At 68.4% G+C, this 17,536-nt stretch carries 20 protein-coding genes; 9 read left to right on the top strand and 11 right to left on the bottom strand.

Annotated elements, in window-relative coordinates; translation table 11 throughout:
- Positions 1-88: 88 nt before the first annotated feature.
- Together ACZ5Z2_RS17360 and ACZ5Z2_RS17355 are read right to left on the bottom strand one after the other, a co-directional pair.
- Entirely contained in the window at positions 89-1,126 is a 1,038-nt protein-coding gene (locus ACZ5Z2_RS17360; RefSeq protein ID WP_464759827.1) for a hypothetical protein, read from the bottom strand.
- A 26-nt stretch (positions 1,127-1,152) separates the two neighbouring features.
- Positions 1,153-1,587: a hypothetical protein gene (locus ACZ5Z2_RS17355; protein ID WP_464759826.1), complete on the bottom strand. Its 435-nt coding sequence runs from the start codon at positions 1,585-1,587 to the stop codon at positions 1,153-1,155.
- A gap of 667 nt (positions 1,588-2,254) precedes the next feature.
- Between ACZ5Z2_RS17355 and ACZ5Z2_RS17350 the strand changes: the two genes are divergently transcribed.
- From ACZ5Z2_RS17350 to ACZ5Z2_RS17335, 4 genes are read left to right on the top strand one after another with little or no spacing between them, the layout of a single operon-like run.
- Entirely contained in the window at positions 2,255-3,214 is a 960-nt protein-coding gene (locus tag ACZ5Z2_RS17350; RefSeq protein ID WP_464759825.1) for a TolB family protein, read from the top strand.
- Positions 3,215-3,251: 37 nt separating this feature from the next.
- Positions 3,252-4,229, top strand: a complete 978-nt coding sequence (locus ACZ5Z2_RS17345) for a TolB family protein (RefSeq protein WP_464759823.1) — start codon at positions 3,252-3,254, stop codon at positions 4,227-4,229.
- 12 nt (positions 4,230-4,241) lie between these two features.
- Entirely contained in the window at positions 4,242-5,027 is a 786-nt protein-coding gene (locus ACZ5Z2_RS17340; protein ID WP_464759821.1) for a hypothetical protein, read from the top strand.
- Positions 5,024-5,932: a TolB-like translocation protein gene (locus ACZ5Z2_RS17335; protein ID WP_464759819.1), complete on the top strand. Its 909-nt coding sequence runs from the start codon at positions 5,024-5,026 to the stop codon at positions 5,930-5,932. Before ACZ5Z2_RS17340 ends, ACZ5Z2_RS17335 begins: the two co-directional genes overlap by 4 nt.
- Positions 5,933-5,941: 9 nt before the next feature.
- Here ACZ5Z2_RS17335 and ACZ5Z2_RS17330 read toward each other — a convergent pair whose 3' ends face one another.
- The 7 genes from ACZ5Z2_RS17330 to ACZ5Z2_RS17300 all read right to left on the bottom strand — a co-directional run bounded on the left by ACZ5Z2_RS17330 (position 5,942) and on the right by ACZ5Z2_RS17300 (position 10,250).
- A complete protein-coding gene (locus tag ACZ5Z2_RS17330; protein WP_464759817.1) occupies positions 5,942-7,063 on the bottom strand; it encodes an AI-2E family transporter in 1,122 nt (373 codons plus the stop codon).
- Positions 7,060-7,356 (bottom strand): hypothetical protein, encoded by a 297-nt coding sequence (locus tag ACZ5Z2_RS17325; RefSeq protein WP_464759816.1) that lies wholly within the window; start codon positions 7,354-7,356, stop codon positions 7,060-7,062. Before ACZ5Z2_RS17325 ends, ACZ5Z2_RS17330 begins: the two co-directional genes overlap by 4 nt.
- Positions 7,353-7,811, bottom strand: coding sequence for an ABC transporter ATP-binding protein (locus tag ACZ5Z2_RS17320; RefSeq protein WP_464759815.1), 459 nt, complete (start codon positions 7,809-7,811; stop codon positions 7,353-7,355). The genes ACZ5Z2_RS17325 and ACZ5Z2_RS17320 overlap by 4 nt, the downstream gene beginning before the upstream one ends.
- Before the next feature lie 6 nt (positions 7,812-7,817).
- Positions 7,818-8,174, bottom strand: coding sequence for an ElaB/YgaM/YqjD family protein (locus tag ACZ5Z2_RS17315; protein ID WP_464759814.1), 357 nt, complete (start codon positions 8,172-8,174; stop codon positions 7,818-7,820).
- 37 nt (positions 8,175-8,211) lie between these two features.
- Complete coding sequence (locus tag ACZ5Z2_RS17310) at positions 8,212-8,370, bottom strand: DUF1328 family protein (RefSeq protein WP_464761735.1); 159 nt, start codon at positions 8,368-8,370, stop codon at positions 8,212-8,214.
- Between the two features lie 97 nt (positions 8,371-8,467).
- A complete protein-coding gene (locus ACZ5Z2_RS17305) occupies positions 8,468-9,082 on the bottom strand; it encodes a YbhB/YbcL family Raf kinase inhibitor-like protein (protein ID WP_464759813.1) in 615 nt (204 codons plus the stop codon).
- Between the two features lie 61 nt (positions 9,083-9,143).
- On the bottom strand, positions 9,144-10,250 hold the full coding sequence (locus tag ACZ5Z2_RS17300) for a PQQ-dependent sugar dehydrogenase (RefSeq protein WP_464759812.1): 1,107 nt from the start codon (positions 10,248-10,250) through the stop codon (positions 9,144-9,146).
- A gap of 91 nt (positions 10,251-10,341) precedes the next feature.
- On the opposite strand from ACZ5Z2_RS17300, the gene ACZ5Z2_RS17295 reads away from it, so the two are divergent.
- Both ACZ5Z2_RS17295 and ACZ5Z2_RS17290 read left to right on the top strand, forming a co-directional pair.
- Positions 10,342-11,814: an AAA family ATPase gene (locus tag ACZ5Z2_RS17295; RefSeq protein WP_464759811.1), complete on the top strand. Its 1,473-nt coding sequence runs from the start codon at positions 10,342-10,344 to the stop codon at positions 11,812-11,814.
- Positions 11,814-12,026 (top strand): DUF3820 family protein, encoded by a 213-nt coding sequence (locus tag ACZ5Z2_RS17290; protein ID WP_464759810.1) that lies wholly within the window; start codon positions 11,814-11,816, stop codon positions 12,024-12,026. Before ACZ5Z2_RS17295 ends, ACZ5Z2_RS17290 begins: the two co-directional genes overlap by 1 nt.
- Before the next feature lie 10 nt (positions 12,027-12,036).
- Here the strand turns inward: ACZ5Z2_RS17290 and ACZ5Z2_RS17285 are convergent, their stop codons facing one another.
- Positions 12,037-13,074, bottom strand: coding sequence for a CDP-glycerol glycerophosphotransferase family protein (locus ACZ5Z2_RS17285; RefSeq protein ID WP_464759809.1), 1,038 nt, complete (start codon positions 13,072-13,074; stop codon positions 12,037-12,039).
- Positions 13,075-13,305: 231 nt separating this feature from the next.
- On the bottom strand, positions 13,306-14,121 hold the full coding sequence (locus tag ACZ5Z2_RS17280) for a glycosyltransferase family 2 protein (protein ID WP_464759808.1): 816 nt from the start codon (positions 14,119-14,121) through the stop codon (positions 13,306-13,308).
- Positions 14,122-14,234: 113 nt separating this feature from the next.
- On the opposite strand from ACZ5Z2_RS17280, the gene ACZ5Z2_RS17275 reads away from it, so the two are divergent.
- The 3 genes from ACZ5Z2_RS17275 (at position 14,235) to ACZ5Z2_RS17265 (ending at position 17,530) form a co-directional block, all read left to right on the top strand.
- Entirely contained in the window at positions 14,235-15,209 is a 975-nt protein-coding gene (locus ACZ5Z2_RS17275) for a glycosyltransferase family 2 protein (protein ID WP_464759807.1), read from the top strand.
- Between the two features lie 31 nt (positions 15,210-15,240).
- Entirely contained in the window at positions 15,241-16,122 is an 882-nt protein-coding gene (locus tag ACZ5Z2_RS17270; protein ID WP_464761734.1) for a glycosyltransferase family 2 protein, read from the top strand.
- A gap of 160 nt (positions 16,123-16,282) precedes the next feature.
- The gene (locus ACZ5Z2_RS17265) at positions 16,283-17,530 is read left to right on the top strand and encodes an O-antigen ligase family protein (RefSeq protein ID WP_464759806.1); all 1,248 of its coding nucleotides are present in this window, start codon (positions 16,283-16,285) and stop codon (positions 17,528-17,530) included.
- Positions 17,531-17,536: the final 6 nt, after the last annotated feature.

Below are 17,536 nucleotides of genomic sequence, written 5' to 3'. Positions count from 1 at the left end.
GAGCGTCTGCTTTCGCCATCCAGAGCGGTCATTCAACATGTACTCGGCGACGGCACGCTAAGAGCATTACGTGCATCGAGTGAGTCTTTCATGGTGCCCGGCGGTCATCTTTATAGCGAGCCAATTTAACTATTGGCGAACGTGATTTCCCGCGACTCATCCCAAGGCTCAAGCCTGCCGGTAGTTGCTCAATGGCGATGAGCTCTACATTGTCAGTGATGATTTTGTTATCGGTCAGAACTGCGTATGACGGGAACCAAACCGCCGCTTCATTATCAAACTCATAGACTAATTGCCGCGCCACCATTCCTCGCGCTTTGAGCTTTGCAACCAATTGCGCAGCGTGGGTCGCCGCATTAGGTAGTGCGTCGTGCGCAGCATAGTTTTGTTTTACATTATTGCCTCGGAACAGAAATGATACTTGGCAGTTGTCGTGAAATGCGTGGATATCGACTACCGGGTTACGCCGGTCGGCCAGCTTTTCGAGTAGCTTACGGATCCACTTGTGGATCGCGGCATAAGTATCTTTGCCAGCCTCGGAAGCGACCGAGGTTACGAAAGGATTCCAGACGAGGGTGACAAAGAGAACGCCTACCCTGATCAACTCTTGTGAGGATTCTGCTGCGTTGTGCGAGAGTTCTGTGCTTTCGAGAGGGAGTGGGGCGTCGCTGACGACTTGTTCCAGCCACGTTCCATCGACTTCTCGGGGATCCGTTGCAAACTCAATCCAAAGGCCATCCGGCAACGTTGGAAGCATTTCCGGTGGCGGCGATGATACCTTTGTGTCGAGACCCAATCCTTGAAAGGCCAGTACTTCGCCGCCCGCGTAAAAACCCAAAATGGCAACAACAAACTTTTCGCCGCTTTCACTCTCGAAAATTGCGCCCTCTAGAACCTGACCTTTGGGTCTTCCGGGATCGTGGCCGTGTAGAAGGATCAGTGAAGTACTGTTGATTCGAGCTACGTATTCTACGGGGTCGACGGGTACTAAAAGTTCGCCGTCGTCGCCTCGTCTATCTGACCAGATCACTGCGGGCTTGAGTTTTCCAAATATTCCCTTCGAATGACGCCGAATCGCGTGGTCGGCCCACTCAAGGGCGGCAGGAGTATTCAACAAATCAGACATTGGTGTTTCCTCCGCATCATTTCTTTCTACCAGTCGAAAGATGGCTTAACGCGCACCCTACGACAGGATGTTCCCATCCAGTATTGCACTTCCGTATTGAGTTGCTCTATCCCGAAGGGAGTTCCTACATCATCGACGCTGATGGTGGTTAATTTAGTCACTGGTGAATGTCCGGAGTTGGCTGATTCCGGTCGCCGTTCAGTCCACCCGAACAACTCGTACCGTGCCGTACCGCTGTCGGCGTCGATGAGGCCGGCCAGGCCCACGCCGACCTCGGCGGGGCGCTCCACCCGTTCCCGCGGTACGCAGGCGATCCCGGCCAGCGCGTGTCTGGAAGCCAGGCGCTGTTTGGGCAGTGCGCAGGCCGGAAGCGGCCGGGTGACTCCGTCGGCATCGGCGTTGAGGCAAAAAGCCTCATCGGTGAGGTAGCGGGGGCTCAACGATGAGGCAAAAAGACTCATGCATGAGATCCGGCATGTCATCGCTGAGGCAAAAAGGCTCATCGATGAGCCAAAAAGACTCGCGCGTGAGCCTGTGCAGCCTCAACGTTGAGTATCCGCAGCCTCAGGCTTGAGTCTTTTCGGCTCAGCGTTGAGGCAAAAAGACTCATGCGTGAGCCAAAAAGCGTCATCGATGAGATCCGATGGCCTGATCGATGACACTCCGGGACTCAAGTGCCCATGAGAAAGCCTGATGGGGCACCCGGAGCGCGCGTCGCGCCAGGCGGAAGAGTTCAGCGGTGCGGGGCTGCGGCGGCGGCGACTGGCCTGCGGGCGCGCGCGTTCAGGCGGCGGGCGCAACGGCGAGGCGGCGGGCCTTGGCGAAGCGGATGGGCGGCTCGACGCCCCCCGGTTTGGAGTGGCACGGCGGTTTCAACTCCCATCCCGTCCGGTTTCGATGGCCGACCGCTGCGGCTGTCGTCCAGCCCCCTCGCCTGTCTGCAAGCGGCCGGCCGTAGGCATGCAGCGCACGACAGCATCCTGGCCTCGATGCCCGGATGTGGCCAGGCCACTCGCCCCGCGCCGGCGACCGCTGGTCACGAGCCGCCCCCGCTCGTCACGGAAGCGCGGCGTGCGGCGCAACCACGGCGCAGATTCCACGGCATCGCCATCTTGCCGAGGAATCTGCATGCTCCATCGCCTGCTTGCGCTGCTCGCCGGTCCGCTCGCCCTGATCGGCACGTTCGCCGCCGTTGGCCTCCACGCCGCCGAAGCGGCCTCGCCGCAGCCGGAGATCTTCGCGCCCGGCACGCTCTCCGGCCCCGCGAGCGTGGACTGCCTCACCTTCGCGCCGGACGGCGCCACGGTGTATTTCGACCAGCAGGCGGGTGCGAGCGGCTTCATCATGGAAGCGCATCGCGTGGGCAGCGGCTGGTCGGCGCCGCGCATCGCGTCGTTCTCCGGGCAGTGGCTGGATCACGACCCGGCGATGGCGCCGGACGGCTCCTACCTGGTGTTCACCTCGAACCGCCCCGACACGCCCGGCGGCGCGCCGGTGCATGGCGGCCACCTGTGGCGGGTGGATCGCCGCGGCAATGGCTGGGGCACGCCGGTGCGGTTGCCCGATGCGGTGAACGACGCCCCCGCGATCTACGCGCCCAGCGTGGCCGCGAACGGCGACGTGTATTACCAGCGTCGCGACGAACCCGCGCATCGCTTCCACCTCTACCGCAGCGCCTGGCGCGACGGCCGCTACCAGCCGCCGCAGCGGCTGGCGCTGGGCGACCCGGCGGCGGAGCAGCAGGATCCCGCGATCGCGCCGGACGGATCCTTCCTCGTGTTCGATGCCGACTACGCCGGCAAGGATCAGCCCCAGCATCTCTACATCGCCTTCCGCGAGGGCGACGGCTGGGGTGCACCGGTGGATCTCGGCGACGCGGTGGATCGCTACCAGCCCTGGGGTTCGCACCTGGGCCCCGACGCACGCACGTTGTATTTCACCAGCAACGCCACCTTGCCGGTGCATTACCCGCGCTCGCCCGCGCAAGCGCAGGCCGACCTGGCGCGCATGCGCGCGTGGGACAACGGCAACAACCACATCTGGCGCCTGTCGTTGGCGCCCTGGCTGGCCGCGCATCGCGCCGGCTGATTTCGCCGCGGCCTTCGCGGTTCCCTCAGGAGCAAGCATGTCCCCACGCCATTTCGTTCTTGCCGCCATCGCCATCGCCACGTTCGCCGCCCACGCGCAGACGCGCGGCGAACTGGTCGGCCCCGGCATCATCTCCACCGGCCTGCAGGAAACCTCGGCCGCGCTGACGCCGGATGGCGACGCGCTGTATTTCATGCGCTCCGACTTCGCCGAGCGCGACGACACCATCCTCGTCTCGCACCGCGTGGACGGGCATTGGGGCGCGCCGCAGGTGGCCGCGTTCTCGGGCCAGTGGCACGACTCCGAGCCCACGCTGTCGCCGGACGGGCGGCGGCTGTACTTCGTCTCCAACCGTCCGCTGCAGGCGGGTGGCGCACCGGTGACGGCGGAGATGGGCGGCCACCATTTCGCCGGCACCAACCTCTGGTTCGTGGAACGCCAGGCCGACGGGCGATGGGGCGCACCGCAGCACGTGGACGGCGCGCTCAACGACGGCGCGATGATCTACAACCCCTCGGTGGCGGCCAACGGCGACCTCTACTTCTCCGCGCACCGGCCGGACTCCGGCGCTGCCTACCAGATCTACGTGGCGCGCCGCACCGCACAGGGCTACGCGACGCCGCAGCGGGTGGATCTCGGCGACGTGTCGCGCAACCGCATGGATCCGGCGATCGATCCGCAGCAGCGCTTCCTGGTGTACGCCGGCAACGAGGGTGACTCGCTGGGCAGCGCCGACCTCTACATCGCGTTCCGCCAGCCGGACGGCCGCTGGAGCAAGCCGCTGCACTTGCCAGGCGACATCAACAGCACGGCGCTGGAGAACGCGCCCTCGCTGGGGCCGCGCTTCGGCGAGCTGTTCGTTTCCAGCAACCGCCGCGACGAGGTGGCCTTCCCCAAGCCGCGCGACAGCGCCGCCACCCTGCAACAGCGCCTGCAGCAGCCGTTGAACGGCTCGCGCAACCTGTGGCGCTTCGACATTGCCGATGTGCTGCGCGCACACGGCATCGAGCCCTGAGCCGGAGGCTGCATGATTTCCATCCACCTGCCCTGCGTTCTGCTGGCCGCGCTTTCGCTGCCTGTCGCCGCCGCCACTGCGGCGCCTGCCACGGCGCCCGCGCTGACGCCCGCCTTCCGCGCCGGCGCGAGCTTCGGCAACGTGTTCTCGCGCACCATCGACGTGCAGGCTCCGGGCTTCGACGAGGCGGTGCGCCGGATCAGCGGAACCGCGACCTACCGCGTGACCGACGCGGCATCCACGCCGGCGCGCCTGCGCATCGACTACCGCTACGACGGCCGACCCGCCGGCAGCGGCACGGTGGCCTTGCCCGACGGCGGCGCCAGTAACTGCTACGACGGCAAGTGCGCGCCCAACACCGACGCCAGCGGGCTGGCCTACAACCCGCGGCTGTGGGGCACGCCGCCAGCCACGCTGAAACTCGGCCAGCATTGGACGGTGGCGATCGCGGCGCCGTGGGAACTCGGCCCCGCCGGGCGGCAGACGGTGACCGTGGTGGCGCTTGATCCGGCCAGCCGCACCGTGACGCTGGAACGCGAGGGCGGCGGCGAGGGCGCGTGGCTCGACGAGAAGCCGCAAGTCACGCTGACCCGCGCCGGCCACCCGTACGCCATGACGCGGCAGGCCGGCCGCACACACTGGCGCGGCTGCACCACGTTCCGCGATGGCATCGTGCTCAGCGACGAACTGGTCAGCACGCGGCCGCTGACGCTGGTTTCCCCGCAGCTCGGTCGCATCGCTGCCGCCGAGCGCCAGTACATCCTGCTCAACGCGATGCCGGTGGAGGACGCACGATGACGCACACGATCCTGGCTCGCGGCCTGCTCGCCGCCGGCCTGCTGCTTGCCGTCGCCGGGGTGCGCGCCGCCAGCGTGCCGGCCGCCACGCCGCAGCCGGTCACCTTGGGCGGCATCATCCACCCCGACAGCGACGACACGCTGGCCTTCACGCCCGACGGCAACACGGTCTTCTTCGACCGCAGCGAAGGCAGCCGCAAGACCATCATGGTTGCGCACAAGGCCGGCGGGCGCTGGTCGCCGCCCGAGGTCGCGGGCTTTTCCGGCCGCTGGTTCGACCAGGATCCGGTGATCGCGCCCGACGGCAGCTACCTGCTGTTCGATTCGGATCGGCCGCCGATGCCGGGCGGGCGGCCGCTGACGCAGGACTACTTCGTCGGCGGCAGCGCGCCGGGCTCGAACATTTGGCGGGTGGATCGCCGGGGCGACGGCTGGGGCAAGCCCGTCTGGCTGGGCCCTGTCGTCAACGACGACGCCTTCGTCGATTTCGCCGGCATCGCCGCCGACGGCAGCCTGTACTTCATCCGCTGGGACAGGCGGGCGCGGGCCATGCACACCTGGCGCGCGGCCTGGCGCGACGGCCATTACCTGCCGCCCGTGCGCGTGGGCCTGGGCGACCCGGCCGTCTCCACCCACGATCCCGCGGTGGCGCCGGATCAATCCTTCATCGTGTTCGACTACGGCACGACCAAAGGCGGCCTGGGCCGTCTGTGCATCGCCTTCCGCGAAGGCGATCACTGGGGAAAACCGATCGACCTCGGCGACACGGTGAACAAGGACATGCCGTGGGGCTCCCACGTCGCGCCGGACGGCCGCAGCATCTACTTCACCGGGCAATCCGGCATCTGGCAACTCGACCTGTGGCCTTGGCTGCGCCAGCACGCGGCGGCGACGGCCTCGATGTAGCGCCGTCCGCTAGCGCTGCACCATGTGCCCGAACCATGCCCAGCCGCGCACGTGCTCGGTGATCAGCTTGACGCTGGTGAGCATGGGCACCGCGAGCAAGGCGCCGGGGATGCCCCACAGCCAGCCCCACACCAGCAGCCAGACCAGGATCGCGATCGGCGACAGGCGCATGCGCCGGCCCAGGATCAGCGGCGTCACCAGGTTGCCCTCGAACACGGTGAGCCCGGCGAAGCACACGGCGGGCAGCAGCGCGTGGCCGATGTCGTCGAAGTGCGCCAGCCCCACCAGCAGCAGCACGCTGGTGGTGAAGATAGCGCCCACGTAGGGAATGAAGTTCGCGAACATCGCAACCGCGCCCCACAGCAGCGGATCGGGCATGCGCAGCTGCCACAGGATGCCTGCGGTGAGCGCGCCCAGGGTGAAGTTGATCAGCAGGGTGGTGAGGATGTAGCGCGACACCTCGTGCTGGATGCCGCGCACCACCGACACCGCCTGGCGCTTGTAGCGGAAGTCCGGCCCGATCTCCACCAGCCGGCGCAGCAGCAGGTCGCCGTAGACCAGGAAGAAGAACACCAGCAGCACCACGGTGAGCACCGCCGCCAGCACCTTCGGCGCCGCCGACACCACGTCCCACGCGCTCACCGCCACGTCGGCCGGTTGCGGCCGCGCATAGGTCGGGCGGCCGTTGACCAGGGTCTGGGTGGCGCGGTTGGCCGCTTCCAGCGGCTGGGTGATGTGTTCGAGCTTGGGCACGAAGCGGCGGATCGTGGCCGGCGCCTCGTGGATCCAGCTCAGCGCCGGCGGCGCGAGCAGGCCGATGCCGGTGCCGATGCCGCCGATCAGCGCCAGCATCAGCACGCTGGCGCCCAGCCAGCGCGGCACGCCCCAGCGGGCGGCGCTGGCGACGACCGGGTTCAGCGCCAGGCCGATGAAGGCCGCCAGCACCAGCGGGATCAGCAGCGCCTTGCACAGCGTCACCGTGTACAGCAGCGCCAGCAGCAGCAGCGCATTGAGCAGCACGCGGATGGCGCGCAGGTGGCGGCGCATGCCGCGCACGTTGCGCCGCTCGAAGCGGTCGTGCGCATGCGCCGCCGCGACCTCGCCCGTGGCGCCGGCATCGGGCATGTTCATGCGGAAGCGTCGTCCGCCGCATTGGCGCCCAGTTCGGCGAACAGGCGCACGCCTTGCGCCACCATGCCGGCCAGGCCGCTGCGCAGCAGCGCATCCAGCCCCGGCACGCGCAACGGCGATGCATCGACGCTGCCCAGCACGAAACCGGCGCCGCCCGCCGCGCCCAGCATCAGCAGCGGATGCCGCTGCCCGCGCGCCAGCAGCGCCGACGCCGGCGCAGCCAGTTCCGCGCGCTGCGCCGCCACCCGCGCCTGCGCGGCGCGTACTTTGTCGATCTGCCTGGGCAGGCTCATGGCGCGTCCCCGTCTGTGCCGTCGCGCTTCGCGCGCTGCAGCGTCTCGCGCATCATCGCACTCCATTCGTGGCGTGTGGCGGGCAGGCTCATCCAGTGCATGCAGCGGCGGAACAGCGCGATGGAGCCCGCCAGCAGCAAGGCTTGCAGCAAGGCCAGCGCCAGCAGCGCCCAGATCCACGAGTGGAACCACGACGCCAGCAGCGCGCCGACCAGCCCGAGCAGGGTCAGGCCCAGCGCCACGCCGGCCACGGTGGCGACTAGCGCGGACGCGAGCAGCCACGACACCGCGCTGCGCGCCAGCCCCAATTCGGCGGCCAGCAGGTGCAGTTGCGCGCCGAACAGGCGCCGCACCGCGCTGGCGAGCCGGTTCAGCTCGTCCAGCAGAGACGAGGACGGCGCCGGGTTCTCCGGCGCCGCCGCGCGATCCTGGTCGCGCGCCGATTCCTCCTGCATGCGCGGTCAGCGCCGCAGCAGGCGGCCGAGCAGCCAGCCCGCGCCCAGCGCGATGGCGATCGACTGCACCGGCTTCTCGCGCACGTAGTCGCGCACCTGCCCCAGCCATTCGTCGGCGCGATCCATGGTGGCGTCGTAGGCGGCGCGGCCGCGCTCGCTGGCGTCGTCGAAGGCATCGCTGGCGTGGTGCGCGCCGGCGGCCAGCTTGTCGGTGGTGCGGTGCAGGCTGGCCTCGACGTGGTCGGCGGCGCGGCCCACGGCCTCCTTGGTGCCTTCCACCGCGTTGGAGGTGGCCTGCTTGATGCGCTCGGCGCTCTCGTCGATGCGGCTGCCGTTGCCGGTGGTGGCGGGATGCTTGCTCATGCTGCCTCCTTGGAGTTCGTGCTGGGGTTGGGTCGATTCACTTCGCGCGACGCAGGAACGAAACGATCGCCAGGATCAGGAATGCGACGAACAGGATCTTCGCTACCAGCGCCGCCGCGCCGCCGATGAAGCCACCGAAGCCCAGCGCTGCGGCCACGATGGCGACGATCAGGAAAACCAGCGCGTAGTGAAGCATGACCTTGCCCTCTTGAACGAATGCCGACCACGGTCGCCATTCATCCACAACGGCCGCCATTCCAGCGTGAAGGCGCTTGCTGCCTTGCCGCGCGTTGTCACATGGCGCGTATGGCGTATGTGCCCGTCAACTCGGCCTCCGCAAGCACATGGCCGCGCATCGCCTCGCGCAATTCAGCCAGCGTGAAGCCCTTGTGCAGTTCCAGTTTCGCCGCGTCCAGCGCATGGATGCGGAAGCGGTAGTGGTGCACGATGCTGTCGTTCCACGGCGGGCACGGGCCGTCGTAGCCGAGGTAGTCGCCGCCCATCTCGGCGTCGCCCGCAAACCAGCCGGTGTAGTCGTTCAGGCCCTGCACGCTGCCCGGCGGGCCGATGGGATCGCGCTTGCCGCGCGGCGTGATGCCGTCGCAGCACGAGCCCTCGGCCAGTTCGCCGCACTCCTCGGGGATGTTGGCCATCAGCCAGTGCACGAATTCCACCCGCGGCAGGTCGGCGGGCACCACGCGGCCCTGCTTGTTCACGCCGTCGCCGCGGCTGGGCACGTCGGCGTCGATGCAGGTGAGCACGAAGGAACGCGTGCCCTCCGGCGCGTCGCGCCATGCCAGGTGCGGATTGCGGTTGTCCGACAGCGCCACCGGCGTGCCGGGTTTGCCGAAGGCGTTGGCGGCGGGGATGGGCTGGTTGTCGCTGAAGTTGTCGCTGCGCAGTTGCATGGGGAACTCCGGAACAAGGGATACGCGGAAGCATGCCGCATGGGATGCGGCAGCGCACCCGCTAGTCGCGGCCGTCGTAGGTCACCCGGTACACCGCGCCGGCCAGGTCGTCGCTCACCAGCACGCTGCCGTCGGGCAGGGGCTGCACGTCCACCGGGCGGCCCCAGGCTTTTTCGTCCTGCTCGAAGCCGGTGATGAAGGGCTGGTACGCGGCCACCTTGTCGCCGGCCAGCCGCACCATCATCACGCGGTAGCCGGATTTCTTCGTGCGATTCCACGAGCCGTGTTCGGCCACCAGGATCGCGCCGCGGTAGCTGGCAGGGAACATGCGGCCCCCGTAGAAACGCATGCCCAGCGAGGCCACGTGCGCGCCCAGCTTCAGCACAGGCGGCGTGTAGTCCTTGCAGGAATGGCCCTTGCCGAACTCGGGGTCGAGGATGTCGCCCTCGTGGCAGTAGGGATAGCCGAAATGCTCGCCCACGCGCGAGAGGCGGTTCAACTCGTCGCTGGGCACGTCGTCGCCCAGCAGGTCGCGGCCGTTGTCGGTGAACCACAGCTGGTGCGAGCCGGGGCGCCAGTCGAAGCCCACGGTGTTGCGGATGCCGTAGGCCACGTCCTGCATGTCGCTGCCGTCGGCGTTCATGCGGGTGAGCTTGGCGTAGGCCTTGCCCTTGTCGCAGATGTTGCACGGCGCGCCGATCGGCACGTAGAGCTTGCCGTCCGGGCCGAAGGCGATGAAGCGCCAGCCGTGGTGCGTCTCGCTCGGCAGCTTGTCGGTGACGAGCTCTGGCTTGGGCGGATCGTCGAGGTGATCCTCGATGTCGCGCAGCACATAGATGCGGCTCACCGCCGAGACGTAGAGGTCGCCGTGGCGGAAGGCCACGCCCACCGGCATCTCCAGCCCGCTGGCGAGCACGCGCACCTTGTCGGCATGGCCGTCGTGCTTCGTGTCGGTGAGCGCGTAGACCTTGCCCGCGCCCATCGAGCCCACGAACACCGTGCCCTTCGCGCCCAGTGCGATCTCGCGCGCGTTCGGCACCTGGTCGGAATACACGGCGATGTGGAAGCCCTTGGGCAGCGTGAGCTTGTCCAGTTGCACCGCGGCGGATGCGGGCGCGGCGAGCAGCATCAGCGGAACCAGCAGCGACAGGAACGGCGGCAGGCGCATGGCACGACTCCGGATCGGCGGAAACCCAAGCCTATACCCATGCCGTGCCGTGCGGCGGCCCTGCTAAGGTGCGCGCTCCGACGGAGGACGCATGAGCGAACTGCAAGACCTCACCACCCTGGTGCGCGCCGCCACGCCGCTGCTGGTGATCGAGACGGTGGACGAACAGCGCGTGATCGAGTGCTTCCGCCACGTGATCGCGCAGGCGCTGCGCCCGCTGTGGCGCTGGACGCTGACCGACGGCCTGCAGCGCCTGGACTTCGCGCGGCGCGATGCGCCGTCGTCCGCCGACGTCACCAGCACGCTGGAGGCGATCCGCGCCGAGGCCGAGCGCGGCATCTACCTGCTGTTCGACTTCCACGGCCTGCTCGGCTACGCGATGAGCCAGCGCATGCTGCGCGAGATCGTGCAGCGGCAACGCAGCGCCGCGCACACCCTCGTGCTGGTGGGCGCGAAGGTGGAGCTGCCGGAAGAGCTTGAGGCGCTGGCGCTGCGCGTGCCGCTGGCGCTGCCCGATCTCAAGGCGCTGGCCGCGATCATGCGCGGCGAGGCGCTGGCGTGGCAGCGCGAGCACGGCCGCCGGCTGGAGGTGGACAACGACGCCGCGCGCACCATCGTGCGCAACCTGCTCGGCCTGTCCGCGCCCGACGCGCGGCGCATCGTGCGCAAGCTGATCTACAACGACGGCGCGCTGGGGCCGCAGGATCTGCCCGAGCTGATGCAGTCCAAGTTCGAATTGCTGAACCGTTCGGGCCTGCTGCATTACGAGTACGCCACCGCCAGCTTCGCCGACATCGCCGGCGTGTCGCGCGTGCGCGAATGGGTGCAGCGGCGGCGCGCGGTGTTCCTCGCCGCCGAGCCCGACCCGGTGCTCGATCCGCCCAAGGGCGTGCTGCTGCTCGGCGTGCAGGGCTGCGGCAAGAGCCTCGCCGCCAAGGCCATCGCCGGCGGTTTCGGCGTGCCGCTGGTGCGGCTGGATTTCGGCGCGCTGTACGACAAGTACCAGGGCGAGACGGAGAAGAACCTGCGCGAGGCGCTGGCCAGCGCTGAACTGCTGTCGCCCTGCGTGCTGTGGATCGACGAGATCGAGAAGGGCCTGGCCAGCGGCGGCGAGGACGGCGGCGTGTCGCGCCGCGTGCTCGGCTACCTGCTGACCTGGATGGCCGAACGCAAGTCCAAGGTGTTCGTGGTGGCCACCGCCAACGCGGTGCACGAGCTGCCCGCCGAGCTGCTGCGCAAGGGCCGCTTCGACGAGATCTTCTTCGTCGACTTGCCGCGCGCTGAAGTGCGCGAGGCCATCTTCGCCATGCACCTCAAGCGCCGCCAGCTCGATGCCGCGGCGTTCGACCTGCCCGCGCTCGCCGAAGCCAGCGAAGGCTTCTCCGGCGCCGAGATCGAGCAGGCCATCGTCAGCGCGCTGTACGACGTCGCCGGCCGCGGTGCGCTGGATCAGGCCGCGCTGCGCGCCGCACTGGCGCAGACCCGCCCGCTGTCGGTGCTGATGCGCGAGCAGGTGGACGCGCTGCGCGCGTGGGCGCAGGGGCGTTGCGTGGCGGCGGACTGATGGAAGCCGACGACCTCAAGCGCCTGGTGACGATGCGCATGCCGTTCGGCAAGTACCAGGGCCACCTGCTCGCCGACCTGCCCGGCGCCTATCTCGCGTGGTTCGCGCGCAAGGGCTTCCCGCCCGGCGAACTCGGCCGCCTGCTCGCGCTGATGCTGGAGATCGACCACAACGGCCTGAAGCGCCTGCTCGATCCCTTGCGGCAGCGTTGAGCGGCGCCCGTCAGCGCGGCCAGCGCGCCGGCCCCCAGTAGCCGATGCGGCGGCGGATCTTCAGCTTGCGCCACAGGTTGCCCGGCTTGGCGCGGCGGTTCCTGCCGCCGCGGGCGACGAAGGTGTCGATGGCGTCCAGCACGCGCTCGCTGGAGCGGCCGTCGCGGTAGGGGTGGATGGCGTCGGCGTAGGCGCGGATCGCCTGCATCAGCTCGGTCGGCCGGCTCAGCGCGCGTTCGATCGCGGGCTCGAAATCCCTGGCGTCGTGGATGTCGATCAGCTGCGGGCCAGGGCGGCGGTTGTCGAAGGTCACCACCGGCTTGCCGGTGAGCAGGAACTCGTTGAGCGCGGAGCTGGTGTCCGAGCACATCATGTCCACCTGGCCGAACAGTTCCAGGATGTTGTCGTTCTCGGCGAAGGTGAGGTGCTCGTTCTGCAGCGCCTTGAACTTGGCCACCGTCTCCGGGTTCATCTTCGGATGGAAGCTCACGATCCAGCGCCAGCGACCGTCGCGCGACAGCCGCTTCACTTCCTCGTACAGCGTCTCCGCAGCGCTCCACGAGGGCGAGAAGGTGGAGTGGTAGAGGATCACCGGCGGGGTGCGCACCGGCGGAACGGCGCCGCCGAGATCGCGCATGAAGGGGTCGATCTTGGGGAAGCCGGTCTCGATCACGCTGAAGTGGCCGAGCTGGTCGGCCAGTGCCTGGAACTGCGCGGTGTCGCGCGGCCCGGTGGTGCAGTACAGGTCGAAGAAGCCGCGCACGTAGATGTGGCGCGGCTTGCCCGCGTCGAAGCCGTGGAAGGTTTCCACCTTCACGCCCGGGAAGAAGTGCGGCACCGCGTTGGACGAGGTGATCACCGCCAGTGGCTTCCATGCGCGCACTTCGGCCACCGTCAGCAGGCGCTCGTCGGCGTGCAGGTCTTCCGCGCCGGGGCCGTCGAAGAACCACGCCGCCTCGTCGCCGCGCGCGCGGATCGCCGCCTGGATCGGGCGCAGGATGGCCAGCGCGTAGCGTTCGGAGCCGTAGAGGAGGTAGTGCTTGGGCATGGGTGTGGGTGATCGGGACAGGTGGATAGCTTAGCTTTTCTCCCTCTCCCCTTCGGGGAGAGGGTCGGGGTGAGGGGCGGTTCTTGCGACGTCTTGCATCGGAGCGAAGCGCACTTCGACAGGGGGCGAGGCCAGTCTTGGCCCCTCACCTCAATCCTCTCCCCGGAGGGGAGAGGAGGTGAACGTGCCGAGCGGGCTCGCAGCCTTTGACCTTGGCGGTCGCGTGGAACATCAACGTTCGATGTAGTGCTTTTCCAATGCGTCGGCCGCTTCCGCGACCGACGCGGGGTTGTTCGCCATCTCGTAGTAGCGCATACGCTTGTACAGCGCGTAGCTGGCCGCGGTCTGCGCGATCAGGAAACCGCGCCAGCCGTCGAGGCAGGCCAGCCGGAACACGTAGTCCTTGAGGAAGGCCAGCAGGTACACGAACGGTGCCTGCCACATGCGCACCGGCTTGCGCTTGTCCAGCCAGTCGCGGCACTTCAGTTCCGAGTAGCGCAGCACCTTGAGCTGCTTGTGCACCAGGGTGGGGTTGTTGGCGTGCTCGAACGGCGCCCTGAACAGCGGCGCACGGCCGTCGAAGCGTAGCGATTCGTGCACGCGCGCATCCGTCCAGCGCGCGCGGCCGCGATGGTAGACGCGCGCCAGCTTCTCGCCCACGCTGGGGCGGTACCAGCGCAGCGGCCGGCCCATGTAGATGGTGCGGCGGCGCAGGGTCGCACCGGCCGCGTCGCCGGCCATCAAGGCGGGCAGCTCACGTTGCAGTTCGGCGGCGAGCTCGGGCGACAGCCATTCGTCGGCATCCAGCACCAGGATCCAGTCGTGGCTGCATTGCGTGGTGGCGAAGTTGCGCTGCGGGCCGAAACCCAGCCAGTCCTGATGCACCACCCGCGCGCCGTGCGCCTGCGCGATGGCTACGGTGTCGTCGTCGCTGCCGGAATCCACCACCAGCTTCTCCGCCGCGAACGGCACGCTGTCCAGGCAGCGCGCGATCACTGCGGCCTCGTTGCGGGCGATGACGGCAAGGGTGAGCGACAGGGTGGGCATGGCGGCGGATTCTAGCCGAAGCGGCAACCCCGGCCGCCGCGTTCCGCGCTGGTGCAAGCCGGGGCGCGGTTTTGTTCGGCTATCATGCAACACGGCAATACAGGGGGAGACGGGTGGCAACCTCAGTTCACGAAAAGGTGGCGCAAGCGCCCGCGCGGGCCGTTGCCGGCGTGCGTTTCGCCGTGGTCGTGACGAGCTACAACTACCGCGACTACGTGGTCGAGGCGGTGGAAAGCGCACTGGCGCAAAGCCGTCGTCCGGCGCAGGTGATCGTGGTGGACGACGGCTCCACCGACGGTTCGGGCGCCTTGCTGCGCGAGCGTTACGCCGCCGATCCGCGCGTCGACCTCGTGTGCACGGACAATGGCGGGCAGTTGGCGGCTTTCCAGGTCGGCGTCGCGCGGGTGGACGCGGACGTCGTCTGCTTCATGGATTCCGACGACCGTTGGAAGCCGGATTACCTCGAACGCATCGGGGCGTTCTACGACGCGCGCCCCGAAGTCGATTTCGTGTTCACCGACATGCGCACGTTCGGCCAGCGCGACGACACGATCCGCTTCCACGAACGCGAGGTGGATCTCGGCTACACCGCCATCAGCACGTATGCGCTGAACGTCTGGTACGGCGTGCCGACCTCGGCGATCTCGATGCGCGCGGACTGGGCGCGGAAGACGGTGGATCTGCCCGATTCCTTCCGTGCCGTCTGGCGCACCTCGCCGGACAACTGCCTCGTCTACGGCGCCAGCGTGCTGGGCGCGCACAAGTACTACCTGCCGACCGGCAGCGTGGACTACCGCATCCACGGCAACAACGCCTGGTCTTCCAACCGCAGCGCGCGGCAGGCGTACAAGAACCTGCTGCACACCCGCGCGCTGATCGCCCATTACGCCGCGGTCGCCGGCATCGACGACGCCAGCTGCAGCATCGAGATGTGCAAGCTGGAATACCGCACCAAGCCGAATCCGCCCTGGTCGGAAACCTGGCGTTACGTGCGCCTGGTGATGGTGCGCCGGGTGTGGCCGCCGTGGCGCAAGTGGGAGCGCGCGCTCAGCGTGCTCGCGCGTGGCTGGAGATCGCGCCGTGCGTGACCATTCGGCCGTACACCACGACAAGCGCCGCATGCGCATCAGCGTGGTGGTGCTCACCTACAACTGGCCGCAGGCGCTGGAACTGGTGCTGCGGGCGCTGGCGAACCAGACCGAGCTGCCGTTCGAGGTGATCGTCACCGACGACGGCTCGCGGCAGGACACGCGCGAGCTGCTCGAACGCATGGCGGCGGATTACCCGGTGCGGCTGGCGCACGTGTGGCAGCCCGACGACGGCGCTCGCATGAGCCGTGCGCGCAACCGCGCGATCGCGGCGGCGCAGGGCGATTACCTGATCCTGCTCGACGGCGACATGGTGGCCGGGCGGCATTTCGTGGCGGATCACCGCCGCTTCGCGCGGCGCGGCTGCTTCGCGCAGGGTTCGCGCGTGCTCACCGATGCGGAGGCGACCCGGCGGATGCTCGAACACGGGGCGAAACCGCCGGGCTTTTTCAACCGCGGCATCGAACGGCGGCGGCACACCTTGCGCCTGCCCTGGCTGGCGTGCCTGTATGCGCGCCCGGGCACCAAGCGGCGCGGCATCAAGAGCTGCAACATGGCGTTCTGGCGGGACGACCTGCTGCGCCTGAACGGATTCAACGAAACCATGACCGGTTGGGGACGCGAAGACACCGAACTGGCCCTGCGCGCGTTCCATGCGGGCCTGTTGCGGCGCGACCTGCGTTTCAGTGCGCTGGCCACGCACCTGTACCACCGTACGCGCAAGCACGTGGTGGGCAATCCCAACGACCGTGTGGTGGAGGACACCCGCGCGCGCCGGCTGGTGCGCTGCGAACTGGGCGTCGATGGGCACCTGGCCGACTTCGCGACGCCGCCGGCCGACTTGCGCGGGGCGCCGCGCACCGCGCCGGTTTCGGCATCGGGTGTGTCCGGGGATTGCCTTTACGTGCCGTGAACGATCGTGCGCCACCGCACTCGATATGGACGGTTGAGCGGGGGATCGTGGGCGGCGATTCAAGGTGGCTTCGGTAAACTGCGCATCCCCGAACATCTTCGCTGGATGTTTCCCCCATGCTCCTCCAGCCGAAGTTCCTGACCAGGATGGCCCGAACCGGATGAACTCCATCTTCCCCCGCATGCGCGCGACGCTGCTCGTTGCCGGGCGGTGGTGCGCCGTGGCCAGCCTGTTCGTGGTGCCGTTGAACAAGCCCGCGACCAACGTGGCGGTGGTGCTGAGCGTGCTGTTCTCGCTGCTGGGCAGCGATGCGCGCGAACGCTGGGTTGCCGCGTCGCGCAGCCCGATCGCGCGCGGCGCTTTGCTGTGGTGGGCCATGCTCATGCTGGCCTGGTTCCATGCCTGGTTCGCGACGGGCGTGCGGCCGGTCGCCGGCACCGTGATCTGGGCATGCTGGTACCCCCTGGTGTTCGCCTCGCTGCTGCCGACGTCGCAGTGGCGGCGCCGCGCGTTGCTGGCGCTGGCGGTTTCGGTGAGCCTGGTGATGCTGGCTTCCTACGGCATGGATCTCGGCCTGATCCCGCAGCGCGCCGTGGTGCACGATACGCCGGCGATGCGCAACACCGTGTTCAAGGAATACACGCAACAGGGCCTGTCCACGCTGATCCTGGGCGCGATGGCGCTGTCGGCCGCCCTCGTCGCGTCGGGCCGGAAGCGCCGCATCGCATTGGCTGCGCTTGCGGTGCTGGCGCTGGCGAACGTGCTGCTGGTGATCGAAAGCCGCACCGCGTACCTGGTGCTGGTTCCGCTGGCGCTGTACTGGGTCTGGCGCTGGGCCCGCCGCGAACGCCGGGGTCTGCTGGCGCTGGGCGCGCTTGTCATTGCCGTCCCCGCGATTGCCTGGTGCACGCCGATCATCCATCAGCGGCTGCTGCATTCGATGGAGGACGGCGTCCATGCCTACGTCAGCGAGCGCGAGCCCACCTCGGTCGGCATCCGTCTCGAACTGTGGCGCCGCACGATTCCCATCGTCGAATCGGCGCCGCTGTTCGGCCATGGCTACCGGCAATGGGAGCCGCTGTACCGGCAATCCATCCTGGGGCTGCCGGACTTCGACCGCTTCATGATGGGCCATCCGCATCAGGAGATGTTGTGGATCCTGTCGGAACAGGGGCTGGCGGGCCTGCTCGTGTGGCTGGGCCTGCTGGTTGCGCTGGCACGCTACATCGCGCGGCTGGATGCGCCAGAGCGCGGCATCTACGCCAGCGCGCTGCTGATCTATTTCGTGGCGGGCCTCGGCAACTGCCTTTGGGTAGACTTCTCGCATCGGCACCTGTTCATCCTGCTGCTGGCCTGCATTCCGCCAGTGGCCGGACGCCTGCCGGCCGGCCGCTCTGCGCATGGATGAGGCACA

This window comes from Rhodanobacter sp. G1 (assembly GCF_055397855.1).
Note: the sequence above shows the minus strand (reverse complement) of the source record. Positions and strands in the feature narration are given on the sequence as shown.